The following is a 25552-nucleotide window of genomic DNA, read 5'->3' on the forward strand; positions in this document are numbered from 1 at the left end:
CGGCGTCGGGTCAGTCGCCGGCCGCGGCCTCCAGCATCGACCGGGGCACCGGCACGCTCTCGAACCGCACGTTGCCCTCCGGCACCAGCCAGCTCATCACCCGCACGGCCAGCCGCCCGGCCCGCACGGCCGGGTCGTTGGCGTAGAGCGCGCGGGCCTCGTCCGGGGCGATGGACAGCACGACGAAGCCCCGCAGCCGGTCGTCGTCGGGGTGCAGGAACGGCCCGGCCGCGAGCACCAGTCCCTGCTCCACGAGCCCCGCCTGGTGGGCCAGGTGCGCGTCCTGCAACCGGTCGATCGCGTCCTGCGGCAGCTCCGGGGCGTCCTCCGGCCGGACCAGAAGCACGACCGTGTGCTGGTCGAATCGCATGCTCCCACCCTAGGCGGGCCGCCCCCTCGGCGCGGGCGTCCGCCCTGCTCAGCCGCCCCCGGATCGACGAGCGCCAGTTAGGCGACCCTCAGCGCGTCGGCTAAGGTAAGGCGAACCTAAGCGCGAACGTGCAGGAGACTCGTGACCACCCTCGCCACCCGGCCGGCCCCGGCCCGCAACCGGTCCGGCACACGCACCGGCCGTCGGGTGGCCGTCACCGTCGTCGCCGCGCTGGTGCTGCTGCTCACCGTGCTGGCCAGCTTCGCTCTCGGCAGTCGGCAACTCGGCGTCGACCAGGTCTGGCACGCCCTCGTCGCGCCGGACGGCAGTGACGCCAGCACCATCGTCCGGGAGTTGCGGGTGCCGCGCACCGCGCTCGGCCTCGCCGTCGGGCTCGCCCTCGCCGTTGCCGGCGTGCTGTTCCAGGCGCTCACCCGCAACCCACTCGCCGAGCCGCGCATCCTCGGCATCAGCGCCGGCGCGTCGTTCGGCGTGGTGCTGGCCATCTCCGTCTTCGGTGTCGGCACGCTCGCCGGGTACGTCTGGTTCGGCATCGCGGGCGCACTGCTCGCCGGAATCCTCGTCTTCGCCATCGCCGCGCGGGCCCGCGAGGGCGCCAGCCCGGTCACCCTCGCGCTGGTCGGCGCGGCGCTCGACGCCAGCCTGGCCTCCGGGGTGTACGCGCTGCTCAGCATCGACGCGCGCACCTTCGAGGAGTACCGGTTCTGGGTGGTCGGCGGGCTGGCCGGGCGGGACCTGTCGGTCACCGCACAGGTCCTGCCCTTCGTCCTCGCCGGGCTGCTGCTGGCCGCCCTGGTGGCCCGGGGTCTGGACGCGCTGGCCCTCGGCGACGACGTGGCCCGCGGCCTCGGCAACCGGGTCGGCCTGGTCCGCCTCGGCGGTGGCCTCGCCGCGGTGCTGCTGACCGGTGCCGCGGTGGCGGCGGCCGGCCCGGTCGCCTTCGTCGGGTTGGCCGTGCCGCACCTGGCGCGCGCCCTGGTCGGCGCCGACCACCGCTGGACCCTCGCCGTCTCCGCCCTGCTCGGGCCGGCGCTGCTGCTCGGCGCCGACGTCGTCGGCCGGCTCGTCGCCCCGCCCGGCGAGATACCGGCCGGGATCGTCACCGCCCTGATCGGCGCGCCACTGCTGGCCGTGCTGGTCCGCCGCGCCCGGGTGGTGACCGCGTGACCACCACCGACCGCCGCCCCGACTCCTCGGCCACCGCACCCGACGCCGACGCGTCGCCCGGTGCCGCCGGCGCGCGACTGCCCGGGCGGTCGCTGCTGCGGATCGGCCCGATCAGCCTGCAGGTCCGCCGCCGCGCGGTGCTGGTGGCCGCGACGCTGACCGTGCTGCTCCTGCTCGCCGTGGTGCTCAGCCTCTCCCTGGGCACCCCGTACGTCGCCCCGGCCGACGTGCTGCGCGCGCTCTCCGGGGCGGGCACCCCGTACGACCTGATCGTCTTCGATCTGCGGTTGCCCCGGATCGTGCTGGCCGCAGTGGCGGGCGCAGCCTTCGGCGTGGCCGGCACACTGATCCAGAGCGTGGCGCGCAACCCCCTCGCGAGTCCGGACGTCATCGGCATCACTCAGGGCGCTGGGCTCGCCGCGACCGTGGCGTTGACCAGCGGCACGGCCGCGGTGCTGGTGGCGCCCACCGCGCTGGTGGGCGGGCTGCTCGCCGCGGTGCTGCTGTTCGCCCTCGGCGCCCGACACGGGCTGGCCGCGCAGCGCTTCGTGCTCGCCGGGGTGGCGGTCGCGTTCGCCTTCCGGGCGCTGACCGAGGTGGTCATGCTCACCGCCGACCCGATCGACGGGCTGCGCGCGCAGATCTGGCTGATCGGCACCCTGGCCGGCAAGGGCTGGACCGAGGCCGCCTGGATCGCCGGCACGCTGCTGGTGCTGCTGCCGGTGCTGGCCTGGGCCGGTTGGGCGCTGAACAGCACCGCGCTGGACGACGACACCGCTCGCGGGGTGGGGCTGCGCCCGGTGGCCCGCCGGATCGGGCTCGCCGGCACTGGCGTGCTCGTCGCCGCGATGGTCACCGCCCAGGTCGGCGCCGTCGACTTCGTGGCCCTGGTCGCCCCCCAGGTGGCCCGGCGGCTGGTCCGGGCCGAACGACCGCCGCTGGTCTGCGCGGCGCTGCTCGGCGCGTTGCTGCTGGTGCTGGCCGACCTGGCCGGCCGGCGACTGATCGCGCCCACCCAACTCCCGGCCGGCGTGCTGACCGCCGCGATCGGCGGGCCGTACCTGATCTTCCTGCTGCTGCGCGGACGGCGGCGGTCCTCGTGACGCCTCTAAGGAGTCGTGTGATGCTCTCCACCCGCGACCTGGTCGCCGGCTACGACCAGCGGACCGTGCTCGACGGGCTCGACCTGGACCTGCCGACCGACGCGTTCACCGTGATCGTCGGCCCGAACGCGTGCGGCAAGTCCACCCTGCTGCGCACCATGGCCCGGCTGCTCACCCCCCGTCGCGGCACGGTGCTGCTGGACGGCAGCGCCATCCGCGACCTGCCGACCCGGGAGGTCGCCCGCCGGCTCGGCGTACTGCCGCAGAGCCCGCTGGTGCCCGAGGGCGTCACCGTGGCCGACCTGGTCGGGCGCGGCCGGCAGCCGTACCAGCGGTGGTGGCGGCAGTGGTCACCGGAGGACGGCACGGCCGTGGACCGGGCGATGGCCCTGGCCGACGTGGCCGGCCTGGCCGACCGGCCGGTGGACAGCCTCTCCGGCGGCCAGCGCCAGCGGGTGTGGATCGCCATGACGCTGGCCCAGGACACCGACGCCCTGCTGCTGGACGAGCCGACCACGTTCCTCGACCTGGCCCACCAGGTGGAGGTGCTGGACCTGCTGCACCGGCTGCGCGTCGAGCGGGGCCGCACCGTGGTGGCGGTGCTGCACGACCTCAACCAGGCCGCCCGCTACGCCGACCACCTGGTCGCGATGCGCGCCGGCGCGGTGGTGGCCGCCGGGCCGCCCCGGGAGATCCTCACCGCGGACCTGGTCCGTGACGTCTTCGGGCTGGCCTGCGTGGTCGTGCCCTGCCCGGTAACCGGGGCACCGCTGGTGGTGCCCGCGCAGACCGGCGGCACCGCCCGTCCGGTCACCCCCTCCGCCTCATCCGCCGACGACGGGAACATCCCGCTCGCCGGCTCGTACCCCTCGAAAGGACTCTGATGCGTCGTCTCGTCGCCGCCCTCACCGCGGCCGTCGCCCTCGGCGTCGGACTCACCGCCTGCGGTGAGAGCGACCCGGTCGCCGGCTCCACCACCGGGGAGACCCGGGAGATCACCCACGTCATGGGCACCACCAAGGTCCCGGCCGACCCCAAGCGCGTCGTCGTGCTCGACACCGACAAGATCGACACGGCGCTCTCGCTGGGCGTCACCCCGGTCGGCGCCGCCACCGCCGGTGAGGCCAAGAGCTGGCCGACCTACTTCGGTGCGGACAAACTCGCCAGCATCAAGGAGGTCGGGGTGCTCACCGAGCCCGACCTGGAGGCGATCAACGCGCTGAAGCCGGACCTCATCCTGGGCAGCAAGTTCCGCCAGGAGAAGTTCTACGACGAGCTCGCCGCCATCGCGCCGACCGTGTTCACCGACAAGGTCGGCATCACCTGGAAGGAGAACTTCCTCCTCGACGGCAAGGCGCTCGGCCGTGAGCAGCAGGCCAAGGACCTGCTCGCCGCGTACGAGAAGCGGGCCAAGGACTTCGGCGGCACGCTCGGAGATGCCGCCTCCCGCAAGGTGTCGATCGTCCGGTTCATGCCCGGCGCCATCCGGGTCTACGGCCCGGACTCGTTCTCCGGCATCGTCATCGGCGACACCGGCCTCGGCCGCCCCGAGCGGCAGCTGCTGGCCAACAAGGAGGACAAGCGCTTCGACCAGGTCAGCCCCGAGCGGATCAACGAGGTCGACGGTGACGTCATCTTCGTGACGGCGTACGGCGACAAGGCCGCCGCCGAGCAGGCCAAGATGACCGGCGGCACCCTGTGGAAGGGCCTCGGCGCGGTCAAGGCCGGCAAGGCGTACCCGGTGGCCGACGAGACCTGGATGACCGGCATCGGCGTCGGCGCCGCCAACAAGATCCTCGACGACCTGACCAAGTACCTCCCCGCCGCCTAACCCCCGCCGCCGCGCGTCGCGCGGCGCACGACCCGCCCAAGATCCGCGCAACTTCGGGGAAACTGCTGCCTCATGAGCTGTCGAGACGGCAGTATCCCTGAAGTTGCGCGGATCTTGGCCTGTCTGGGTTAGTGGGATCGCGTGTGGAGGGCCTGGCGGAGTTCGGCCAGGAAACCGGCGAAGTCCTCGCGGAGTCGTTTCGCGGTGACGTGCAGGACGATCCAGTCCTCGCCGAGCAGGCGGTTGAGTCGGCGTCTGTCCCGGTGGAACTGCTCCGGATCGTGATGCCACAGACCGTCGTACTCGACGGCGACTCTGAGGTGCGGCCAGGCCAGGTCGAGGCGTGCCACGAACCTGCCGTCGCGTTCGACCACGAACTGGGTCACCGGCGGTGGCAGCCCGGCGAGCACGATCCGCACTCTGAGCCGGGACTCCTGGGCCGACTCCGCCCCCGCGTCGGCCAGATCGGCCACCCGTACCGCCCGCTTCCAGCCTCGGCTGCCCACCCGCGCCCGGGCCTCGCCGCGTAGTTGAGCGAGCACCACCATCCGGCGGGCGGCCAGCCGGTCCACGATGGCGACGGCCTCTTCCGTCGGGAGCCACTGAGCCAGGTCCCAGCAGGTGCGGACCGGCGTGGTCAGCGGAATCCCGGCGCGCACCACGACGTCGGTCTCGGCGACCGCACCGGTGTGCACGACGAGCCCCGAGACCGGCCCGAACCGCTGCCCGGCGGGCACGAGCACGTCGATGGGCTCGTGGTCGGCGACCGAGGCCGCGCCGTAGAGAGCTGCCGCGCTGCGCCCGGCGATGACCACGCCCGGCGGCAGCACCCACCGCACCGCGGCCGCACAGCGAGTGTGGTGGGTGACGACCAGCTGGGCATCCGCGTAGACGTCCCGGAACAGGGGGCGCCACGCGGTGCTGCGTAGCTCCGTGCTGGTCAGCAGGCCTTGGGCGACGGCGTGGGAGCCGCGGAAGACGCGTCGCTGCAACCGCGTCGGCCGACGTGGGGGAACGGGCATGACGACACCCTGACCGGCGCGCCTGGTCGCCGGCAGCCCCTGTGGATAACCCTCGCCAGTTCCCGTCATGCCAAGATCCGCGCAACTTCCCTGATGCTGTCGCCTCCCATCGTCGGGAGGCAGCAAGAACAGCGAAGTTGCGCGGATCTGGTGGGGAGGCGGGTGGGTGGGCTTGTTAGGCGGCGGTGGACCAGATGGCGCGGAAGGCGGCGGCTTCGCCGGCCAGCCAGCGTTCGATCTGGTCGGGCTTGGCGTCGGTGGGCATGTGGTGGGCCTGGCCGCGCCGGACGTCGACCAGGACCGGCTCGGCGTGCGGCAGCACCGCGTCCATGTGCCGGGCCATCAGGTGCAGGGTGGCGAGCACCGATTCCTCGCTCGGCGGGGCCTCGTCGAAGTGCAGCCGGATCGCCTCGGCTCGGCCGTCGGCGTACCGTACCCCGAAGTGGGGGTTGATCTTGACGGGTAGGTCGCCCAGCATGGCCAGGGCGTCGCGGGTCTGGGCCAGGTCGACGGCGGCCGGCTCGCCCAGGGAGTGCAGCCAGGCCGTGGCGCCGGGCACCAGCGCCTGGTAGAGCGGGCGCCAGCGCGGCTTGACCACGTCGACCACGCCGGCGAGGTGGGTGCCGCCGGTGTGGAAGGCGATGTCGGCCTTGAGCGCCTTGACGAACTGGCCGTGCGGGTTGAAGCCGGAACGGCTGGCCCGTTGCTTGCGCAGGCCGCCCACGAAGGTCGCCTTGGTGGGGCCGTTGCGGTCGACGTAGCGGGTGAAGCCGAGCAGCGTGGCGTAGGGGGTGAGGGGCGTGGAGGCGGGCGCGGTCACGGGCGTCCTCCCAGGTCAGGAACTCGATTAGTACATACATTCTAATCGACAGGTCTGACATTGCCCAGCGAAACCGGGGCAGGGTGGAGGTCGCCGGAGCGCCCCGGTCGCACCCGTACGAAACCCTCGCCCCGCAACGCCCGCAGCCTGCCCGGCGCGCGGGCATTCGGTGTCGTGACCGCCGGTGGCGACTGATGCCGGGCCGGCCCTCGCCGGTCAGTCGGCCCAGGGCGGTTTCGGAGCCGCGAGGGCGGCGGTCAGGCGGATGATGCCGAACTCGAAGGCCTCGTCGAGGTCGCCGCCGAGGTTGAAGGCGCCCGCGAACTCCATGCTGACGAAGCCGTTGGCCCAGGCGGTGACCATGCGGGCGGCCTCCAGGGCGTGCTCGGGCCCGGCGAGGTCGGCGGCGAGGCGCAGGGCGGGGGCGCTGGCCTCGGTGAGGGTGTCGAGGCTCGGCCGGGTCTCCTCGCGGCCGTTGGCGAAGATCAGCTGATAGCCGGCCGGGTGTGCGTGGGCGAACGCGCGGAAGGCGCGGGCCAGTTCGCCGAGGTCCCGGCCCGGGTCGCCGCTGCTGGCGACGGAGCTGAGCTGCTCGCCCAGGTCGCGCACGATGGCCTCCGCCACGAGCCGGATCAGGGCGTCGCGGTTGCGGACCCGCTTGTAGAGCGACGGGGCACGCACGCCGACCCGCTCGGCGACCGCCTGCATGGTCAGGCGCGGGAGTCCTTCCGATTCCAGGATGTCGCGGGCGGCCTCCACGATGTCGGCGAGCGACGTCCGGTCGGGGGTCGGCATGCGGGTGCTCCTTTCGCGGTCAGGCGACGGCCGTCACCATGATAGCTATAGCTTTTAGCCATCATAGCTATGTACCGTAGCCATACGGGACGTGACGTCACTTCGGGAGGCACCCATGAAGCTCGGGCCGCACCTGCACCGCATCGGCAACGACATCGTCGCCGTCTATCTGATCGAGACCGAGGAGGGTGTGACCGTGGTGGACGCCGGGCTCTCCGGCCACTGGTCTGAGCTGGTGGCGGAGCTGTCCGGCATGGGCCGCTCGCTCGCCGACGTCCGCGGCCTGATCCTCACCCACGGCGACACCGACCACATCGGGTTCGCCGAGCGGCTTCGCCGCGATCACGGCGTGCCGGTCCACGTGCACAGCGCGGACGCCGCCCGCGCCCGCGGCGAGGTCAAGTCCAAGGCGTCCTTCGGACCGTTCAAGGTGGGTGCGACGGCGCGCTTCCTCTGGTACGCGAGCCGCAAGGGCGGGTTGCGCACGACCCACCTCACCGAGGTGACCGCCGTGGAGGACGGTCAGGTGCTCGACCTGCCCGGTGCCCCGCGCGTGATCGGGATGCCCGGTCACTCGCCGGGCAGCATCGCCGTGCACGTGCCGGTCGCCGACGCGGTGTTCGTCGGGGACGCGCTCACCACCCGCAACGTGCTGACCGGCCGGCAGGGGCCGCAGCCGGGGCCGTTCACCGACGACCCGGCGCTGGCGCTCGCCTCACTCGCCCGTATCGAGGACCTGCCGGTGACGTGGATCCTCCCCGGCCACGGCACCCCGTGGAACGGAGGCGTCCGCGAGGCGGTACGCCGGATCAGGGCGGTGGCCGAGGCCCGGTGAGTGGAGCCGGGCCTCGGTCGTCGCCGGTGCCCGGGTCAGAGCTGGCCGACGTCGGTGATCCGGATGGCCGCGGCGCCGATCTCGTCGGAGGCGGCCAGGTCGACCTCGGCGCTGATGCCCCAGTCGTGGTCGCCGTCCGGGTCGTCCAGGATCTGCCGGACGGTCCACCGCTCCCGACCCTGCTCGATCATGAGCAGCGCCGGCCCGCGCGCGTCCGGACCGGTCCCGATCGAGTCGTACGCCTCGAAGTACGGCCGCAGCGCGTCGGCCCACGCGTCGTAGTCCCACCCGTCGCCGGCGTCCAGCTCGGCGAGCAGGTCCCAGCGGCGCAGCGCGGCCAGCTCCACCCGGCGGAACAGCGCGTTGCGCACCAGCACCCGGAACGCCCGCGCGTTGCGCGTCACCGCCGGTGGCCGGTCGTTCAGGGCAGCGTGCGCCTGGGCCACCTCCGCCACGTCGGACGGGTTGCGCAGCCGCTCCCACTCGTCGATCAGGCTGGAGTCGACCTGGCGCACCAGCTCGCCCAGCCACTCGATGAGGTCGATCAGCTCCTCGGTCTTGGCGTCCTCGGGGACGGTCTGGCGCAGCGTCTTGTACGCGTCGGCCAGGTAGCGCAGCACGAGGCCCTCCGAGCGGGTCAGCCCGTAGAACTGCACGTACTCGGTGAAGGTCATCGCCCGCTCGTACATGTCGCGGACCACGGCCTTGGGGGAGAGCTGGTGGTCGGCGACCCAGGGGTGGCCCTGCCGGTACATCTCGTACGCGGCCTCCAGCAGCTCCGCGAGGGGCTTCGGGTGGGTCACCTCGTCGAGCAGTTCGAGGCGGGCCTCGTACTCGATGCCCTCGGCCTTCATGGCGGCGACCGCCTCGCCACGGGCCTTGAACTGCTGCGCGGAGAGGATCTGCCGGGGGTCGTCGAGGATCGACTCGATGACCGAGAGGACGTCGAGGGCGTACGACGGGGACTCGACGTCGAGCAGCTCGATGGCGGCCAGCGCGAGGGGGGAGAGTGGCTGGTTGAGCGCGAAGTCGAGCTGGAGGTCGACGGTGAGCCGGACCCGCCGGCCGGTCTCGTCCGGCTCGGGCAGCTCCTCGACCACCCCGCCGGCACGCAGGGCACGGTAGATGGCGATCGCCCGGCGGATGTGCCGGCGCTGCGCGGCGGCGTCCTCGTGGTTGTCGGTGAGCAGGTGCCGCATCGCCGTGAACGCGTCTCCGGGACGGCCGATGACGTTCAGCAGCATCGAGTGGCTGACCTGGAAGCTGGAGGTCAGCGGCTCCGGCTCGGCGTCGACCAGCCGGTCGAAGGTGGGCTGGCCCCAGCCGATCGAGCCCTCCGGCGGCTTCTTGCGGACAACCTTGCGCCGCTTCTTCGGGTCGTCCCCGGCCTTGGCAAGGGCCTTCTCGTTGTCGATCACGTGCTCGGGGGCCTGCACCACCACCCGTCCGATGGTGTCGAAGCCGGCCCGGCCGGCCCGCCCGGCGATCTGGTGGAACTCCCGGGCCTTGAGCAGCCGGGTGCGGACCCCGTCGTACTTGGACAGGCCGGTGAACAGCACGGTGCGGATCGGCACGTTGATGCCGACGCCGAGGGTGTCGGTGCCGCAGATGACCTTGAGCAGGCCGGCCTGCGCGAGGGTCTCCACCAGCCGGCGGTACTTGGGCAGCATGCCGGCGTGGTGCACGCCGATGCCGTGCCGGACCAGCCGGGACAGCGTCTTGCCGAAGCCGGAGGTGAAGCGGAAGCCGCCGATCGCCTCGGCGATCATGTCCTTCTCGGCGCGGGTGCAGACGTTGACACTCATCAGCGCCTGGGCGCGCTCCAGGGCGGCGGCCTGGGTGAAGTGCACCACGTACACCGGGGCCTGCTTGGTCTCCAGCAGCTCCTCGAGCGTCTCGTGCAGCGGCGTCATGGCGTACGAGAAGATCAGCGGGACCGGCCGCTCCGCCGAGCGCACGACGGCGGTCGGCCGCCCGGTGCGCCGGGTGAGGTCGTCGACGAACCGGGTGGTGTCGCCCAGGGTCGCGGACATCAGGATGAACTGGGCCTGCGGCAGCTCGATGATCGGCACCTGCCAGGCCCAGCCCCGGTCGGGCTCGGCGTAGAAGTGGAACTCGTCCATGATCACCTGGCCGACGTCGGCCCGGTCACCCTCGCGCAGCGCCAGGTTGGCCAGGATCTCCGCGGTGCAGCAGATGATCGGGGCGTCCGCGTTGACGCTGGCGTCGCCGGTCAGCATGCCGACGTTCTCGGCGCCGAACACCTCGCAGAGAGCGAAGAACTTCTCCGACACCAGCGCCTTGATCGGCGCGGTGTAGAAGGTCGTCCGGCTGTCGGCGAGCGCCGCGAAGTGCGCGGCCACCGCGACCAGGCTCTTGCCCGAGCCGGTCGGCGTGTTCATGATCAGGTTGGCGCCGGAGACGATCTCGATGACCGCCTCCTCCTGATGGGGGTAGAGGTCGAGGCCGCGCTCCTTCGCCCAGCCGGCGAACGCGTCGAAGAGGGTGTCGGGGTCGGCGCTTGTCGGCAGCGCGGCGGTGAGCGTCATATCCCGTCCATGGTGCCTGGATCATGCCCTCGAGCGCCAACCCGCCGTCCGCCGGGACCCCGTCCGGGCCCTCGGGTCACCGCCGGCGGTAGATCAGGTCGGCGACCGGCCGGCCGGCCGTGAGCGCCCGGCGCTCGAACTTCGTCACCGGACGGTGCGCCGGACGCGGGGCGAACCCGCCGTGCGCGTCCACCAGCCCCGGGTCCGCGTCCAGGGTCTCCCGCATCGCCTCGGCGTACTCGGCCCAGTCGGTCGCGCAGTGCAGCGTGCCGCCCGAGGCCAGGCGGGAGCGCAGCAGCGCCACGTGCGCCGGCTGGATGATCCGCCGTTTGTGGTGGCGGGCCTTCGGCCACGGGTCCGGAAAGAAGATGTGCACGGCATCCAGGACGCCCTCGGGCAGGCCACGGACCAGCTCCAACGCGTCGCCCTGCGCCACCCGCACGTTGCCCAGGCCGCCCCGGTCGATGAGGTCGAGCAGGTTCGCGATTCCCGGCGTGTGCACCTCGACCGCCAGATAATCTCGGTCCGGGTCGGCCGCGGCCATCGCGGCGGTGCTGTCGCCCATGCCCGAGCCGATCTCCAGCACCACCGGCGCGCGGCGGCCGAACAGGTCGGCCAGGTCGACGGGCTCGTCCGAGACGTCCAGGCCGTACGTCGGCCAGAGCCGGTCCAGCGCGTCGGTCTGCCGGCCGCTCATCCGGCCCCGTCGGGGGTGGAAGGTGCGGATCGCCCAGCTCGCGGGCGGGGCGGCGGGGTCATTGTCAGTGGTGGTCACAGCGACCCGAGCGTACGCGACGCGGTCGGCGGATCGGATGTGATGTGCGACCGGGAGTGAGAGGATCCAACTGGTACGGCAGGCCGGGCGGTCCGCTGCCCGGCACGTGTGCACGGCGTCGAAAAGGGGGGCATCGTGACAGTGACCCGCTGCGGCGTGACCCTGTCGGTGGTGACCCTGGTCGCCGGCCCCCTGCTGGCCGCCGCCCCCGCATACGCAGCGTCCTCCACCCCTGCGGCCCCCGCCGGCCATGTGCTCGCCGCGCCCGCCGCCCTGGCGCCCGCGACCGTTTCCGTGCACACGGCCGCGCCGGTGCTCGGGGCACCGCAGCCCAGCCCGGTGGTGGACGTCTTCGTCGAGGTGAGCCCGAGCACCGTGCAGCCCGGCTTTCTGGTCGGCATCCGGGCCAGTTGCCGGGACAACTCGGTGGGCGCCACGGTGGTCTCGGACGCCTTCGGCCGGGTCGGCGTACAGCCGCAGCGCGGGGTGCTCACCGCCGCGCCGATGGTGCGCGAGCGGACCCGTCCCGGCAACTACCGGGTCAAGCTGGAGTGCCGTGACGGCGAGACGGCCTCGACGATGCTCCAGGTGGTCAAGAAGATCCAACCCAGTCGGGGCCCGGCCACCGGCTTCGGCGGCGGCGCCGGCGGGTTGACCGACAAGCTGCTGCTGCCCGGTGGCGCGGCGCTCACCATCACCGGGTTGATCCTCGCCGTGGTGGCCCTGCGTCGGCCGCGTGGCCTCTCCCGCCGCTGAGACCGTCATGGAGATCTTCCGCCCCGCGCAACCGCCCGCCGACCGTCCACGGCCCGCTGGCCGTCCACGGCCCGCTGGCCGTCCGCGGCCCGCTGACCGTCCGCGGCCCGCTGACCGCGCGCCGGCCGACGACCGCCCGTCGGTGGCCCCCCGTCCGCCGATCGCCGTCACGCCTCGGCGCAGCCGTCCGCCCGGTCGCAGCCCCTGGTCGGTGCCGCTGGCCGTGGTGCTCGTGCTGGCCGGGGTCTTCGCCACCGGGGCGGGCCTGGGCCGCTCGGTCGGCCCGTTCGACTGGGCGCCGGCCGGCGGTGACCAGCCGGCCCGCAGCGAAAGGGTCGGGCTGTCGGCCAGCCGCCCGGTACGCCTCTCGGTGCCGGCGATCAAGGTTGCCGCGCCGGTCGCGCCCGTCGGGCAGGCCCGGGACGGCTCGATCGCCGTACCCCCGTTGGAGCGGCACAACGAGACCGGCTGGTACGACCGTGGGCCCACGCCCGGGGAGCCCGGCCCGGCGGTGATCGTCGGGCACGTGGACACCAAGGACGGCCCGTCGGTCTTCTACGACCTGGGCAAGCTGCACCCCGGTGACCTGATCGAGGTGGCCCGGGCGGACCGGTCGGTGCTGGTGTTCAAAATCGACACCGTGGAGCACTTCCCGAAGGACCAACTGCCCGCCGAGCGGATCTACGGCCACGACGGGCCTCCCGGATTACGCCTGATCACCTGCGGGGGCCAGTTCATCGGCGGCCGCACCGGCTACGCCGACAACATCATCGCGTTCGCCACCCTCCAGAGCTCCCGCACCCCGTAATCGCCCCCGGTCACGGGCGTGATCGACCTGGAGTCCCGCGCTGAGGGCAACCGGCCGCGCCCGCCGTCGATCATGGGGTTGACGGGTGCATCGGAGATCGACAGCCCCGCTAACCCCATGATCACCGCCGGCCGCCGGGCCGCCGGGCCGCCGGGGGAGGGTCAAGGGGTGGGGTCAGGGTTGGGGGACGTGGAGGGCCACCTCGAACTCCAGGAGGGTGGCGCCGGTGGAGACCGGGGGGCGTGGCTTCTCGCCGGGGGTGGCGGCGTGGGCGGCGCGGGACGGGCCGGCGGCCCATGCCTGGTACGCCTCCTCGCTCTCCCAACGGGTGTAGACGAAGTAACGGGTCTCCCCGGCCACCGGGCGGAGCAGCTCGAAGCCGAGAAAGCCGGGGGAGTTTTCCACGGCGCCGGCGCGAGCCGCGAAGCGCTTCTCCAACTCCGCGCCCGCACCCGGTGGGACGTCGATCGCGTTGATCTTCACGACTGCCATCTGCCCACCCTAACCAGGCTCAGAACGCCTCGACGACGGGTACCAGATCGGCGTCGACCACGATCGGGGCGTGATCGGAGGGGCCCTTGCCCTTGCGGGCCTCCCGGTCCACGTACGCCGAGCGGACCGCCCGGGTGAACGGGGCCGAGGCGTACACCAGGTCGATCCGCATGCCCTTGTTCTGGTGGAACATCCCGGCGCGGTAGTCCCAGTACGTGAACGGGTGCGGCCCCTTCATGGGCGTCGGCACCACGTCGTCGAGCCCCAGGTCGCGCAGCGCCGCGAGGGCGGCCCGCTCGGGCGGTGTGACGTGCGTGGAGTGGGTGAAGACGGCCGGGTCCCACACGTCGGCGTCGGTGGGGGCGACGTTGAAGTCGCCGCAGACGGCCAGCGGCAGCCCGCCGGCCAGCTCCGCCTCCAGCGCGTCGCGCAGCGCCGCGAACCAGGCCAGCTTGTACGCGTAGTGCGGGTCGTCCGGCGTCCGGCCGTTGGGCACGTACACCGACCAGACCCGCACCCCGTCGCAGGTGGCGGAGATGGCACGGGCCTCCGGCTCGGGAAAGCCGGGTTCACCGGCGAACCCGACCCGGACGTCGGCCAGGCCGACCCGGGACAGGATGGCCACCCCGTTCCACCGGCCGTCGCTGTGGCTGGCCACGGTGTAGCCCAGCTCGCCCACCTCGGCCACCGGGAAGGCGCCGTCCGGGCACTTGGTCTCCTGTAGGCAGACCACGTCCGGCCCGGTGTCGGCCAGCCACTCCAGCAGCCGGGGCAGCCGGGCCTTCACCGAGTTCACGTTCCAGGTTGCCAGGCGCATGTCCCCAGCCTGCCGCATCCGCCCCCGCGACGCCGGGTCAGCTGCCCGGGGTGTCGCCGGGACGGGTCTGTTCGGCCAGGAATCGCTCCAGCTCCGCGCCGAGTTCGTCGGCGGTGGGCAGCGGGCCGGCGTCCGGGGCGAGCAGGCTCTTCTCACCGCGGCCCCGGGCGAACGCGTCGTACTGCTCCTCCAGGGCCTGGACCAGGGCGGCGGCGTCCTCGGTCTGGGCGACCTGCCGGTCGATCTCCACCCGGACCACCTCGGCGGCCGAGCGCAGCCCGTCGCCGGGCAGCAGCAGCCCGGTGCTGCGGGACACCGAGGTGAGCAGCACCTCGGCGGCGGCCGGGTACTCGGTCTGCGCCACGTAGTGCGGCACGTGGGCGGCGAAGCCGAGCGCGTCGCGGCCCTGCTCGCCGAGGCGGAACTCCAGGAGGTGACCGACGCTGCCGGGCACCTGGACCCGTTGCAGCCAGGGCTCGTACCCGGCGATCAGCTCGGGTCGGGTGGCGTGCGCGGTCACCCCGGTGGGCCGGGTGTGCGGCACCGCCATCGGGATCGAGTTGAGGCCCACCGTGAGCCGGACGTCCAGGCGGGCGGCGAGCCCGGCGACCGCAGCCACGAACCGCTCCCACTGCAGGTCCGGCTCGGGGCCGGTGAGCAGCAGGAACGGGGTCTCGTCGTCGTCGTGCAGCAGGTGCAGCTCAAGCTCGGGCGCGTCGACGCTCTCCCAGTGGTCCTCGACGAAGGTCATCACCGGGCGGCGCGATCGGTAGTCGAAGAGCTGGTCCACGTCGAAGGTGGCGATCGGCCGGCTCTCCAGCGAGGTGAGCAGCTGCTCGCGGGCCAGCCGGCTTGCGTTGCCGGCGTCCACGAACCCGGTGAGGGCCTGGATCATGACCGGTTGCCCGAGGTCGGGCAGATCATCGGTGAGCTGGTAGAGCTCGTGTGGGTCGAGCACCGGTGCGGACCTCCCTGAAATGTGCCTACGGGATGCCGACGCGACGGACGGCACCCGGTTCGGGCAACGTACCCGCCATCCTGGTGCATTCCTGCGTCGGGCGATCCGCCGCCCGGCGGATGGACGCGACCGGACCAATCACCCGATTACCTCGGCAGGGGCGGCACTGCCGGCCGATCGGCGGAGGGCGGTTCAGCCCAAAGGTCGAATTTGTCGATCATGTCGGTGCACGGGGTGGGATGTCCGCCGTTGTCGCGGGCCGTGCCGGCCTGCGTGCCGTGCCCGCTTCATCCGGTACGCGAGGTCCCTTCCCCGACCGGGTCGACCCGCCCCGGTCGTCCACCAGGATGACCCGGATCTGTGGTGAGCGCCACGTGATCACCGTGTGTGATCGGCGTTTCGGCCTGCCTAGCCTCGTTTGATGCGTGACGACGGCACCCTCGACGACCCGTACGCCCCGAGCAGGCCCACTGCCGATACGGAGGATGGCACCTCAGCCGAACGGACAACCGCCGCAAGTCGGCTCCGGGCGTACGCCCGGGACCTGACCGGTCGACGCCGGGCGCAGGTGGCCCTGGCCACCGGCGTGGTCTGCTGCCTCGGCCTGGCCGCCGTCGCGCAGGTTCGCGACGAGAGCGCCGACGCGGTGGGCCGCGATCCGCGCGCCGGAAGCTCGGAGCTGGTGCAGCGCGCCGAGCAGCAGAGCGCCTCCCGTGGACTCGACCGGGCCGCCGTCCCGACCACCCCCGCCGCCACCCCGTCCGCCGCGGACCCGGACACCACCTCGTCGGCGCGTAAGGCCGCACCGGCCCGGCCGACCGACCCGGCGCCGGTCGCGGGACTCGACGAGGACCAGATGGAGAACGCCGAGGCGATCGTCCGCACCGGTCGCGAGATGGGGGTGGCGCGCCGTGGTCTGGTGATCGCGGTGGCCACCGCCATGCAGGAGAGCAACCTGTACAACGTGGCCAGCGGCGTGCTGCCCGAGTCGCAGGACTACCCGCACCAGGGCGTCGGCTGGGACCACGACTCGGTCGGGCTGTTCCAGCAGCGTTCCAGCAGCGGCTGGGGCCCGGTGGGCCGGCTGATGGACCCCGAGTTCGCCACCCGGCAGTTCCTCGCGGCGCTGGAGCAGGTGCCCGGCTGGCAGCAGATGCGGCTCACCGACGCCGCCCAGGCGGTGCAGGTCTCCGCGTATCCCGAGCACTACCAGCAGCACGAGTGGCGGGCCACCAGGGTCGTCGGCGCCATCCTCCCCGCGGGGCGCTAACCTACCGACCACTGTGGACGGTGGGGGGTTGAGCCTGTCGCGTCCCGGGTACATCCGTTGCGGGTTCGGGGTACACATGACAGAGGGATCGTCGACAGGAGGACGTTATGTCACTGATGCAGCGGATCAGCACGTTCCTGAGGTCACCCAAGGGGCAGCAGTTGGTCGACCGGGGTCGGCGCGAGCTGGCCAAGCCCGGCAACCAGCAGAAGCTCAAGGGGTTGGCGGCCCGACTCTCCAACCGCCGCCGCTGACCGTTCCACCGGCCGTACCGACCCCTGGGGAGACCCGGTGACCGACACCCCGCCCGTCGGCGGCCAGCCCGCCGCCCCCCAACCGCCCGCCAACCTGCCGGCCCCGCCGGTGGACGCCCCCGAGGGTCCGCCGGCACGACTGTGGGACCGGATGCGCGCGGATCCGCAGTACGCCCCCGAGCACCTCGCCCTGGAGGCGGTGCGCCGGCTCGGGCCGGAGGGCGCCCAGTGGGCCGCCCGGGCCCGGGCCGATCAGCCCGGTGTCTCGGCCGATGTCCTGGCCGACCAGGCGGCCCGGAAGTTCCTCAACCTGGCCCGCCTCTCCGGGGCTGTCTCCGGCGCGGCCGGGCTGCCCGGCGCCGTGCTCGACGTGGGCGTGCTGGCCTGGACCCAGGCGCGGATGGTGCTGCACATCGCCGCCGTGTACGACGTCGACCCGTTGCACCCCGACCGCGCCACCGATCTGCTGGTGCTCCAGCGGGTGCACAAGGTCGCCGAGAGTGCCCGCCTGGCGCTCGGCGTGGCCGCCGGCCGGGAACGCGCCGACGCGCTCTTCGGCCTGGGCGGCCAGCGTCCGCTCGGTCACGTCATGCTGCGACTCGGCGTGCGGCTGGCGCAGATGGCCGGCGTCCGGGCGGCCAAGCGGATGGTGGCCAAGATCGTGCCCGGCGCGGCGATCGTGCTCGGCACCTGGGCCAACTCGTCGGCCACCAAGGACCTCGCGGAGCGTTCCCGGGCGCTCTACCGCCCGCGCGGCGCCGCCGTGCCGGAGCCCCGCCACCGCTGACCCGCTGCTGGCGGCGCCGAGGATGGTCAGTCGGCCAGGCCCGAGGCGCGCCAGGTCACCTCGGCGAGCCGGCCCTGCCCGGTGACGTTGGGGTGGAACCAGTCCAGCGGGTTCAGCATGTCGAGGGTGAACCGGACCCCGTGCACGGCGCCGCCGTCGTGCCGGCACCGCGAGCCGTACGCCCGGCAGGCGGTCACCAGTTGCGCGTTGTACGCGTCGATCCGGTCCCGCACCGCGGCACGGCGGGCCCGGTCGGCGGGTGCCGTCGAGGTCGCGTTCGCCAGCAGGGCCGGGCAGACGCCCCGCCGCCAGGCGCGCACCGCCCGCGAGTCGCCGTGCCCGACCTCCCAGAGCCGGTACAGGTCGGGAACGCTCACCACCAGCACGCGGGCCTTCGGCCGGCCGGTCCGCAGCACCCGCAGACCCCGGTCGACGTCGGCCCGGAACTCGGTCACCGGCGTCATCGCGTCCACCCCACCCCGGCAGACGTCGTTGGCGCCGATCAGCACCGTGACGTAGTCGGCGCGGTCGCGTACCGCCGCGCGGGCCTGGCCCTCCAGCGCGTCGGCGCGGGCCCCCGGTCGAGCGTGGTTGTACCTCCGGTCGCGGATCGCCGGGTCCTGGTCGAGCAGCCGCCGGTAGTGGCTGCGCACCCGCAGGCCGTCCCCCGTCGACCAGGAGTTGCGCTCGCAGGAGGTGAGCACCAGGCAGGAGGCGAAGCCGGTGCTGATCGAGTCGCCGAGCGCGGCGATGCCACCCGGCCCGCCGGGTTGAGCGCTCCTGGTGGGGCGGGGGGTCGCGGAGGGATCGCCCTCGCAGGCCAGCGCGACCAGCGCGGCGAGGCAGGCCAGCGCGGCGACCCAGCGTCGAGGCATGACATCCCCCGTCTCGGCAGCACAGAGCGACAGCGCGGTAACTCTATGCGTAGGACGTGGTTTGCCGGGAAGTTGCTGTCGGGTATGCGGCAGAGCGTCGGCGCCGGCGCGTCGAGGTGTTATGAGCTCCGCCAGGGAGCCGGCTGGCCGTGCAGCCACCAGTGCAGCGCCCGGGTGATCCGGGGCAGCACCAGGTAGGTCATCAGCGGGGTCAGGCAGAGCGTCATCATCAGCACCCGGGCCGCCAGCGGCACGTCGGCGAGGAACCGGCTGGTCAGCAGCGTGGCCGTGAGGCTCAGCGGGAAGAACGCCAACCAGATGGTCACCGCCTGCTTCCACCTCGGCGGCGACGCCGGCGGAATCGCCTCGACCGGGTCCACCCAGTGCTCCAGCGGCGGGTCGAACCAACCCTCGATACCGGTGCGCCGCTCGACCCGGGTGTGCTCGACGATGCCCTGCGCGGAGCTGAGCCACCAGTGCCGCTGCGGCGACTCCTCCCACCGGTGCAGCGTCTCCGCGTCCGCGAACCGGTAGAGCATGTGCCACTCCGGCGAGCCCGGACCGCTCTGCACCCAGCCCGCGCCGAGGAACCCGGGGAACGCCTCGGCCAGCGCCGTGCCGGCCCGCATCCAGGCCACCATCTCGCTGGCCCGGGCCGGATCGGCGCGCCGGGCGATCGCGACGGTCACCGGCACGGTCTGGGTCATGGACATGGATCCATCCTGCGGTCCACGGGGCCGTGGGGCGAACGGATGTAACCGAGCACACCGGCGCGCCCCGCCCGGTTAACGCCGGCGATCGGGGGTAGGTCGGAGGGTATGACGAGAGCGCAGCCCCGGCGTGCCCGTGGCACGGTCGGCCACGCGTACAGCGCGCTGAACCTCCGGCTCACCCTCGCCGGCTTCGGGCTGGTGATCATGGTGCTCTTCGCGGTGCTGGCGTTCTGGGCCGACCTCGCCTGGCTCGGCGTACTCTGCGCGATCTTCGCCGTGGTCGCCGTGGTCGACCTCGTCGTGATCCAGCGCCGCCGCGCCGCCCGCCGCCGCGAGGAACCGGGCGTCAGGCACTCGCTGTTCGAGTGACAGGAGGACGAGATGCCCATCGCCACCACCAACCCCGCCACCGGACAGGTGCTCAAGACCTACGAGGCGATGTCCACCGAGCAGCTCGACGCCGCCATCGAGCGCGCCGACCTCGCGTACCAGCAGCTGCGCGGGACCACGGTCGACCAGCGCGCCGGGTGGATGCACGCCGCCGCCGACCTGCTGGAGGCCGACCGGGACGAGATCGCCCGGATCATGACCACCGAGATGGGCAAGACGTACGTCGCGGCGCAGGCCGAGGTGACCAAGTGCGCCTCGGCCTGCCGCTTCTACGCCGACCGGGCGCCGTCGTTCCTCGCCGACGAGCCGGCCGACGCGAAGGCGGTGTCGGCGACCCGGGCGTTCATCCGCTACCAACCGATCGGCCCGGTGCTCGCGGTGATGCCGTGGAACTTCCCGCTCTGGCAGGTGATGCGCTTCGCCGCACCGGCGCTGATGGCCGGCAACACCGGCCTGCTCAAGCACGCCTCAAACGTGCCGCAGACCGCGCTGCTGCTGGAGGACGTGTTCCGGCGGGCCGGCTACCCGGAGGGGGCGTTCACCACCCTGCTGGTGGGTTCGGACGCCGTCGACCGGATCCTCAGTGATCCCCGGGTGCGCGCCGCCACGCTCACCGGCAGCGAGAGCGCCGGTCGGTCCATCGGCCAGATCGCCGGCCGCGAGCTGAAGAAGACCGTGCTCGAGCTGGGCGGCAGCGACCCGTTCGTGGTGATGCCCTCGGCCGACCTGGACCGGGCCGCCGAGGTGGCCACCACCGCGCGCTGCCAGAACAACGGCCAGTCCTGCATCGCGGCGAAGCGGTTCATCGTGCACACCGACGTCTTCGACGCCTTCGCCGAGAAGTTCGCCGCGAACATGGCGGCCCTGCGGGTCGGCGACCCGATGGATCCGAACACCGACGTGGGGCCGCTGGCCAGCAAGGGCGGTCGCGACGAGGTGCACGCCCAGGTGCGCGACGCGGTGGACAACGGCGCGACCGTGCTCTGCGGTGGCGAGCTACCGGCCGGTGACGGCTGGTTCTACCCGCCGACCGTGGTCACCGACCTCACCCCGCAGATGAGGATGTGGCGCGAGGAGGTCTTCGGCCCGGTCGCCGGGCTGTACCGGGTGTCGTCGTACGAGGAGGCGATCGAGGTGGCCAACGGCACCTCCTTCGGGCTCGGCTCGAACGCCTGGACCCGGGACCCGGCCGAGCAGGAGCGCTTCGCCACCGACCTGGACGCCGGCAACGTCTTCATCAACGGCATGACCACGTCCTTCCCCGAGCTGCCGTTCGGCGGCGTGAAGAACTCCGGCTACGGCCGGGAGCTGTCGGCGTTGGGGATGCGGGAGTTCTGCAACACCAAGACGGTCTGGGTGGGCGAGGGCGCCGCCTCGGCCGGCGCGGGCGCGCACGCCGAGTAGGTCGCGGGCAGCCGCCCGGGCGGTTCAGCCGGACGCCGTCGTGGGTAGGAAGTGCGTCCATGACGGTGTTCGGCTTTCACGCCTCGCATGAGCAGATCCCCCCTCGCGCCCTGCTGGAGGCGGTGATGCACGCCGAGCGGGCCGGCTTCGACGCCGCCATGTGCTCCGATCACTTCTCCCCGTGGAGCGCTCGGCAGGGCGAGTCCGGCTTCGCCTGGTCCTGGCTGGGCGCCGCGTTGCAGGCCACCGGCATGTCGTTCGGCGTGGTCAACGCCCCCGGCCAGCGCTACCACCCGGCGATCATCGCGCAGGCCATCGGCACCCTCGGCGCGATGTACCCGGGCCGGTTCTGGGCCGCGCTGGGCACCGGCGAGGCCAGCAACGAGCACATCACCGGCGACCCGTGGCCCCGCAAGGACGTCCGTGCGGCCCGGCTGCGGGAGTGCGTGGACGTGATCCGGGCACTGCTGGCCGGCGAGGAGGTCAGCCACGACGGCCTGGTCCGGGTGGACCGGGCCCGGCTGTGGACCCGGCCCGAGCAACCGCCCGCGCTGGTCGGGGCCGCGGTCAGTGTGGCCACCGCCCGCTGGTGCGCCGAGTGGGCGGACGGGCTGATCACCGTGAACGCGCCGGTGGCGCACCTGCGCGAGATGATCGACGCGTACCGCGACGCCGGCGGGCGTGGGCCGCTGCACCTGCAGGTGCACGTCAGCTGGGCGCCGGAGCAGGCGCAGGCCGAGGCGCTCGCGTACGACCAGTGGCGCAGCAACGTCTTCGCCCCGCCGGTCTGCTGGGACCTGGAGACCGTCGAGCACTTCGACGCGGTCTCGGCCGACGTGCCGCCGGAGCGGGTCGCGCAGGTCGTGAACGTCTCCGCTGACCTGGGCCGGCACGTGGGCTGGCTGGAGGAGTACGTGGAGCTGGGCTTCGACCAGATCGCCCTGCACCACGTCGGGCAGGAGCAGCGCGGGTTCATCGACGCGTTCGGTGCCGAGGTGCTGCCGAAGCTGCGCCCCGCCGGCTGATCGGGGCTCGGCTCCCTCGCGCCCTAGGCTCGTACCCCATGGAAAGCCTGTTTCCGGTCGTCGTCTTCCTGGCGGTCGCCACCCTGGGCGCGGCGCTGGCCCGCCGGCTCGGCCTGCTCGCGCCGATCCTGCTGGTCGTGCTCGGGCTGGCGCTCTCGTTCGTGCCGGGCTTCCCGCAGGTCCACCTCGACCCGGAGCTGGTGCTGGTCGGCATCCTGCCGCCGCTGCTCTACGTGGCGGCGCTGGAGACCTCGGTGCCGGCGTTCAAGAACAACATTCGGCCGATCCTGCTGCTCGCCGTCGGCCTGGTGCTGTTCACGGCGTTCGTGGTCGGCCTGGTGGTGCACCTGTTGCTGCCGCAGGTGCCGTTCGCGATCTGCCTGGCCCTCGGCGCGGTGGTCGCGCCGCCGGACGCGGTGGCCGCCACCGCGGTCGCCCGGCGGGTCGGGCTGCCCCGCCGGGTGGTCACGATCCTGGAGGGGGAGAGCCTGATCAACGACGCGACGGCGCTGGTGCTGCTGCGGGTCGCGACGCTCGCCGTCGCCGGGTCGGCCGTCGGTGCCGCCGACGTCGCCGTCGAGGTGCTGCGGGCCACCGGCGGCGGCATCCTGATCGGTGGGCTCGGCGCGCTGCTCTTCGGCTTCCTGCACCGGCGGATCAACGATCCGCTGCTGGACAACGCGCTGTCGTTGATCATCCCGTTCGCGGTGGTGTTCGCCGCCGAGGAGGTGCACTCCTCCGGCGTGGTCGCGGTGGTGGTCACCGGTCTGGCGCTCGGTCACAAGCTGCCGCAGCTGCTGTCGGCGGCGTCCCGGTTGCAGGTCGGCGCGTTCTGGCGGCTGGCCCGGTTCCTGCTGGAGGGGCTGGTCTTCCTGCTGGTCGGTCTCCAGCTGCCGGAGGTGCTGCGGGACCTCGATGAGCCGTTCGGTTCGCTCACCACGGTCACCCTCGCCGTGCTCGCCGCGGTGATCCTCACCCGGTTCGTCTGGCTGTTCCCGGCCACCTACCTGGCCCGGCTGGTGCCCCGGGTCCGCCGCCGGGACGAGGCGCCGTCGCCGAAGTTCCCGATCATCATCGGCTGGGCCGGGATGCGGGGCGTGGTGACGCTGGCCGCCGCGCTGGCCCTGCCGCTGACCCTGGCCGACGACGCGCCCTACCCCCGGGCGCTGTTCATCTGGCTGGCCTTCGCGGTGATCGTGGTCACCCTGGTCGGCCAGGGGGCGACGCTGCCGCTCGTCGCCCGGCGGCTGAAGCTCCCGCCCGACGACCCGGTGCAGGACGCGCTGTCGGCCGCCGGCGTGCAACAGCAGGCCAGCAAGGCCGCCCGCGACCGCCTGGACGAGTTGGCCGACACCGCGCCGGCGGCCGTCGTGGACCGGCTGCGCCGGCGGTTGGACGACCGCACCAACCTGGCCTGGGAACGCCTCGGCGGCGCCGAGCGGGAAACCCCGTCCCAGGCGTACGGTCGGCTGCGACAAGAGATGATCGACGCCGAGCGGGATGTCTTCCGGGCCGCCCGGGATGCCGGTCGGATCCCGGAGGAGGTGCTGGTGCGGGCCTATCGTGACCTGGACCTTGAAGAGTCCCTGCTGCGGCGACAGGAGGTCGAGGGATGAGCTGCCAGCACCTGACCGAGGCCGGTGCCCCGGAGGTGGCTGGCACTGAGCAGTGCCCGGACTGCGTCGCCATCGGCAACGACGACTGGGTGCACCTGCGGGCCTGCCTGACCTGCGGGCACGTCGGCTGCTGCGACTCGTCGCCGTACCAGCACGCGACGAAGCACTTCGAGTCGACCGGCCACCCGGTGATCCGCTCGGTGCAGCCCGGTGAGGCCTGGCGGTGGTGCTACATCGACGAGGAGATCGGCTGACCGCCCCGTTCAGGCGGTCAGCGCTCAGGCGAGGCGGCGGACGAGGAGCTGTCCCGGCCACGGGTCGCGTCCCGGGCGTGTGACGGTGAACGGGTCGGTGGCGGTGAAGCCGCAGCGCTCATAGAAGCCGACCAGCGCCCGATCGTCGCCGCCGTAGCAGTCCACCCGGAGCAGCCCCAGCCCTCGCGACCGGGCCAGTTCCGCGGCGTGCTCCAGCAGCCGCGCCCCGATCCCCAGGCCGGCGTGCTCCCGGTCGGTGACCAGCAGCCGCACGTAGAGTTCCGGCTCGGTGGCCGGGGGCACGTCGTCGCTGGCGGCGCCGACCACCAGGGCGCCGACCGGGCGGTCGTCGCGCATCGCCAGGTGCAGGCCGCCGCCCGAGGCCCAGCCATCGGCCTGGGCGATCCGGCGCGGATCCGTCGACGCCGGCTCGGTACCCCACTGACGGGTCCGGCCGCGCGCCGCCAGCCAGGCGGTGGCGCCGTCGAGCAGCCGCAGTACGGTCGCGGCATCGTCGGGACCACCGGGGCGAATGGTGATGCTCTGCTGGTCGGTCATGCCCACCATGCTGCTACGCCCCGGGCGGGTGGCCAACGCCCACCCGGTCAACGCCGTGGTGGCCAGGCCCACCACGGCGAAGAGCCCGCCGACGGCCAGCCAGCCGGGCACGCCGCCGTCGAGCACCACCAGCGTCAGCAGGGCCGGGGCGACGGCGCGGGCCAGACCGGCGAGCATCCCGTCGGCACCCTGGTACGCGCCGACCGCGTCCGGCGGAGCGAGATCGTAGGCGAGACCGGCCGCGGCGGTGCTGTGCCACAGATCGCCGACGGTGTAGACGACGGTGGCGACCAGCAGCAGCGTGACCGCCGACGTGGTGGGCAGGGTGGCGGTGGCCGCGTACAGCAGCATCGCGGCGGCCAGCACCAGGCCGGCGCGGCGCATCTTCCGGGCCGCCGGGGCCGCGGCGTCCGCGCCCCGGCTCAGCCGCACCGCCAGCAGTACGGTGAGCAGCGTGTTGGTCAGCAGCACAGCCGACACGACGGGCGGGGGCGCCCCGATGAGGGTCACCGCCCAGAGCGGCACCACCAGCGTGAGTACCGTCTGGTGCAGGGCGAGCACCGCCGACGCACCGCTGACCGCGAGGAAGCGGCCGTCGTGCAGCGGACGGCCCCGGCGCAGAGCAGCGGCCGTCGCGGGATGCGGGGGCGGCGGGAAGGCCGGCAGCCGCAACAGCAGCGCCGCCGACACCAGATAGCTGGCCGCGTTGCCTGCCACCAGGATCTGGTACGCCAGATGCGTGTCGGCGGCCAGCGCGAACCCGGCCAGCCCCGCCCCGAGCGCGATGCCCAGGTTCGCCACCGCCCGCAGCGTGGCGAAGGCGTGCACCCGAGCCTGCGGGCCGGCAACGGCGGCGACCAGCGCGGCGCGGACCGCGAGGTTGCCGGAGGTCAACAAAAGCTCGAGCACCGCGACGACGAGGAACACCGGGAACGAGCCGACCAGCAGGTACGCCGCGGCAACCGCCGCCTGGAGCACCTGCAGGGCGGCTCGCAGCGTACGCGGGTCGCGCCGGTCCGCGAGCCCGCCGAGCGGCACGCTGGCGGTCAGCCCGACCAGCCCGGCGACGCTGAGCCCGGCGCCCACCTGGACAGCGGAGAGTCCCACGACCCGGGTGAGGTAGAGAGCCGCGCCGGTCAACCACAGCCCCGCGCCGACGGAGTTCGCCAGGGTGGCGAGGGAGAGGGTGCGCAGCCGCCCGGACGGGGGAAGCGGCGACATGTCCGGCATCAGCGCCGGCAGGGCAGTAGGGCCGGGACCGCCATGGTCAGCTCGACGCTGTCGGTG

Annotated in this window: 27 protein-coding genes; 15 read left to right on the plus strand and 12 right to left on the minus strand. The window is 73.3% G+C overall.

Translation table 11 applies throughout. The annotated features are described in order from the left end of the window. Positions 1–10: 10 nt before the first annotated feature. Positions 11–370, minus strand: coding sequence for a YciI family protein (locus AB0K07_RS09075; RefSeq protein ID WP_363752320.1), 360 nt, complete (start codon positions 368–370; stop codon positions 11–13). Positions 371–511: 141 nt separating this feature from the next. Between AB0K07_RS09075 and AB0K07_RS09080 the strand changes: the two genes are divergently transcribed. Genes AB0K07_RS09080 through AB0K07_RS09095 form a run of 4 tightly spaced genes read left to right on the plus strand, consistent with a single transcriptional unit; the run spans position 512 to position 4492 of the window. After that, complete coding sequence (locus AB0K07_RS09080; RefSeq protein WP_363752323.1) at positions 512–1558, plus strand: iron ABC transporter permease; 1047 nt, start codon at positions 512–514, stop codon at positions 1556–1558. Continuing rightward, positions 1555–2661, plus strand: coding sequence for an iron ABC transporter permease (locus AB0K07_RS09085; protein ID WP_363752326.1), 1107 nt, complete (start codon positions 1555–1557; stop codon positions 2659–2661). Before AB0K07_RS09080 ends, AB0K07_RS09085 begins: the two co-directional genes overlap by 4 nt. Before the next feature lie 20 nt (positions 2662–2681). After that, positions 2682–3545 carry an ABC transporter ATP-binding protein gene (locus AB0K07_RS09090; protein WP_363752329.1) on the plus strand — a complete coding sequence of 288 codons (864 nt, stop codon included), beginning with the start codon at positions 2682–2684 and terminating at the stop codon, positions 3543–3545. Next, complete coding sequence (locus tag AB0K07_RS09095) at positions 3545–4492, plus strand: iron-siderophore ABC transporter substrate-binding protein (protein WP_363752332.1); 948 nt, start codon at positions 3545–3547, stop codon at positions 4490–4492. Before AB0K07_RS09090 ends, AB0K07_RS09095 begins: the two co-directional genes overlap by 1 nt. Before the next feature lie 128 nt (positions 4493–4620). On the opposite strand, the gene AB0K07_RS09100 is transcribed toward AB0K07_RS09095, so the two are convergent. From AB0K07_RS09100 to AB0K07_RS09110, 3 genes are all read right to left on the minus strand, one after another. Beyond that, on the minus strand, positions 4621–5514 hold the full coding sequence (locus AB0K07_RS09100; protein ID WP_363752335.1) for a hypothetical protein: 894 nt from the start codon (positions 5512–5514) through the stop codon (positions 4621–4623). Between the two features lie 175 nt (positions 5515–5689). Next, positions 5690–6334 (minus strand): hypothetical protein, encoded by a 645-nt coding sequence (locus AB0K07_RS09105; RefSeq protein ID WP_363752338.1) that lies wholly within the window; start codon positions 6332–6334, stop codon positions 5690–5692. 216 nt (positions 6335–6550) lie between these two features. Beyond that, positions 6551–7129: a TetR/AcrR family transcriptional regulator gene (locus AB0K07_RS09110; RefSeq protein WP_363752341.1), complete on the minus strand. Its 579-nt coding sequence runs from the start codon at positions 7127–7129 to the stop codon at positions 6551–6553. Positions 7130–7244: 115 nt separating this feature from the next. Between AB0K07_RS09110 and AB0K07_RS09115 the strand changes: the two genes are divergently transcribed. After that, positions 7245–7964 carry an MBL fold metallo-hydrolase gene (locus tag AB0K07_RS09115; protein WP_363752343.1) on the plus strand — a complete coding sequence of 240 codons (720 nt, stop codon included), beginning with the start codon at positions 7245–7247 and terminating at the stop codon, positions 7962–7964. Between the two features lie 35 nt (positions 7965–7999). On the opposite strand, the gene AB0K07_RS09120 is transcribed toward AB0K07_RS09115, so the two are convergent. Then, positions 8000–10513, minus strand: coding sequence for a DUF3516 domain-containing protein (locus AB0K07_RS09120; protein ID WP_363752346.1), 2514 nt, complete (start codon positions 10511–10513; stop codon positions 8000–8002). 76 nt (positions 10514–10589) lie between these two features. Continuing rightward, a complete protein-coding gene (gene trmB / locus AB0K07_RS09125; RefSeq protein ID WP_363752349.1) occupies positions 10590–11288 on the minus strand; it encodes a tRNA (guanosine(46)-N7)-methyltransferase TrmB in 699 nt (232 codons plus the stop codon). A gap of 132 nt (positions 11289–11420) precedes the next feature. Between trmB and AB0K07_RS09130 the strand changes: the two genes are divergently transcribed. Together AB0K07_RS09130 and AB0K07_RS09135 are read left to right on the plus strand one after the other, a co-directional pair. Further along, the gene (locus AB0K07_RS09130) at positions 11421–12044 is read left to right on the plus strand and encodes a hypothetical protein (RefSeq protein WP_363752813.1); all 624 of its coding nucleotides are present in this window, start codon (positions 11421–11423) and stop codon (positions 12042–12044) included. Between the two features lie 160 nt (positions 12045–12204). Next, entirely contained in the window at positions 12205–12852 is a 648-nt protein-coding gene (locus AB0K07_RS09135; RefSeq protein WP_363752816.1) for a class F sortase, read from the plus strand. Between the two features lie 174 nt (positions 12853–13026). On the opposite strand, the gene AB0K07_RS09140 is transcribed toward AB0K07_RS09135, so the two are convergent. From AB0K07_RS09140 to AB0K07_RS09150, 3 genes are read right to left on the minus strand one after another with little or no spacing between them, the layout of a single operon-like run. Beyond that, entirely contained in the window at positions 13027–13344 is a 318-nt protein-coding gene (locus tag AB0K07_RS09140) for an antibiotic biosynthesis monooxygenase (RefSeq protein WP_363752351.1), read from the minus strand. A 19-nt stretch (positions 13345–13363) separates the two neighbouring features. Continuing rightward, entirely contained in the window at positions 13364–14161 is a 798-nt protein-coding gene (locus tag AB0K07_RS09145; protein ID WP_363752354.1) for an exodeoxyribonuclease III, read from the minus strand. 37 nt (positions 14162–14198) lie between these two features. Continuing rightward, positions 14199–15119 (minus strand): PAC2 family protein, encoded by a 921-nt coding sequence (locus AB0K07_RS09150; protein WP_363752357.1) that lies wholly within the window; start codon positions 15117–15119, stop codon positions 14199–14201. 421 nt (positions 15120–15540) lie between these two features. Between AB0K07_RS09150 and AB0K07_RS09155 the strand changes: the two genes are divergently transcribed. The 3 genes from AB0K07_RS09155 (at position 15541) to AB0K07_RS09165 (ending at position 17430) form a co-directional block, all read left to right on the plus strand. Beyond that, positions 15541–16389 carry a peptidase M23 gene (locus tag AB0K07_RS09155; RefSeq protein WP_363752359.1) on the plus strand — a complete coding sequence of 283 codons (849 nt, stop codon included), beginning with the start codon at positions 15541–15543 and terminating at the stop codon, positions 16387–16389. A gap of 107 nt (positions 16390–16496) precedes the next feature. Continuing rightward, complete coding sequence (locus AB0K07_RS09160) at positions 16497–16643, plus strand: hypothetical protein (protein ID WP_355595714.1); 147 nt, start codon at positions 16497–16499, stop codon at positions 16641–16643. 37 nt (positions 16644–16680) lie between these two features. Further along, positions 16681–17430: an EcsC family protein gene (locus AB0K07_RS09165; RefSeq protein ID WP_363752362.1), complete on the plus strand. Its 750-nt coding sequence runs from the start codon at positions 16681–16683 to the stop codon at positions 17428–17430. 26 nt (positions 17431–17456) lie between these two features. On the opposite strand, the gene AB0K07_RS09170 is transcribed toward AB0K07_RS09165, so the two are convergent. Together AB0K07_RS09170 and AB0K07_RS09175 are read right to left on the minus strand one after the other, a co-directional pair. Then, the gene (locus AB0K07_RS09170) at positions 17457–18305 is read right to left on the minus strand and encodes a GDSL-type esterase/lipase family protein (RefSeq protein ID WP_363752365.1); all 849 of its coding nucleotides are present in this window, start codon (positions 18303–18305) and stop codon (positions 17457–17459) included. Positions 18306–18424: 119 nt separating this feature from the next. After that, entirely contained in the window at positions 18425–19018 is a 594-nt protein-coding gene (locus AB0K07_RS09175) for an antibiotic biosynthesis monooxygenase (protein ID WP_363752368.1), read from the minus strand. Positions 19019–19123: 105 nt separating this feature from the next. Here AB0K07_RS09175 and AB0K07_RS09180 point away from each other — a divergent pair, with 105 nt between their 5' ends. From AB0K07_RS09180 to AB0K07_RS09200, 5 genes are read left to right on the plus strand one after another with little or no spacing between them, the layout of a single operon-like run. Continuing rightward, positions 19124–19387, plus strand: a complete 264-nt coding sequence (locus AB0K07_RS09180; protein ID WP_363752370.1) for a DUF6343 family protein — start codon at positions 19124–19126, stop codon at positions 19385–19387. A 12-nt stretch (positions 19388–19399) separates the two neighbouring features. Then, the gene (locus AB0K07_RS09185; protein WP_363752372.1) at positions 19400–20812 is read left to right on the plus strand and encodes an NADP-dependent succinic semialdehyde dehydrogenase; all 1413 of its coding nucleotides are present in this window, start codon (positions 19400–19402) and stop codon (positions 20810–20812) included. Positions 20813–20871: 59 nt separating this feature from the next. After that, entirely contained in the window at positions 20872–21837 is a 966-nt protein-coding gene (locus tag AB0K07_RS09190; RefSeq protein WP_363752375.1) for a TIGR03885 family FMN-dependent LLM class oxidoreductase, read from the plus strand. A 38-nt stretch (positions 21838–21875) separates the two neighbouring features. Beyond that, entirely contained in the window at positions 21876–23453 is a 1578-nt protein-coding gene (locus tag AB0K07_RS09195; RefSeq protein ID WP_363752377.1) for a Na+/H+ antiporter, read from the plus strand. Next, entirely contained in the window at positions 23450–23707 is a 258-nt protein-coding gene (locus AB0K07_RS09200; RefSeq protein WP_363752380.1) for a UBP-type zinc finger domain-containing protein, read from the plus strand. Before AB0K07_RS09195 ends, AB0K07_RS09200 begins: the two co-directional genes overlap by 4 nt. Positions 23708–23731: 24 nt before the next feature. Here the strand turns inward: AB0K07_RS09200 and AB0K07_RS09205 are convergent, their stop codons facing one another. Next, on the minus strand, positions 23732–25486 hold the full coding sequence (locus tag AB0K07_RS09205; protein ID WP_363752383.1) for an MFS transporter: 1755 nt from the start codon (positions 25484–25486) through the stop codon (positions 23732–23734). Positions 25487–25552 lie beyond the last annotated feature (66 nt).

Source organism: Micromonospora sp. NPDC049301 (assembly GCF_040678715.1).
GTDB lineage: Bacteria > Actinomycetota > Actinomycetes > Mycobacteriales > Micromonosporaceae > Micromonospora.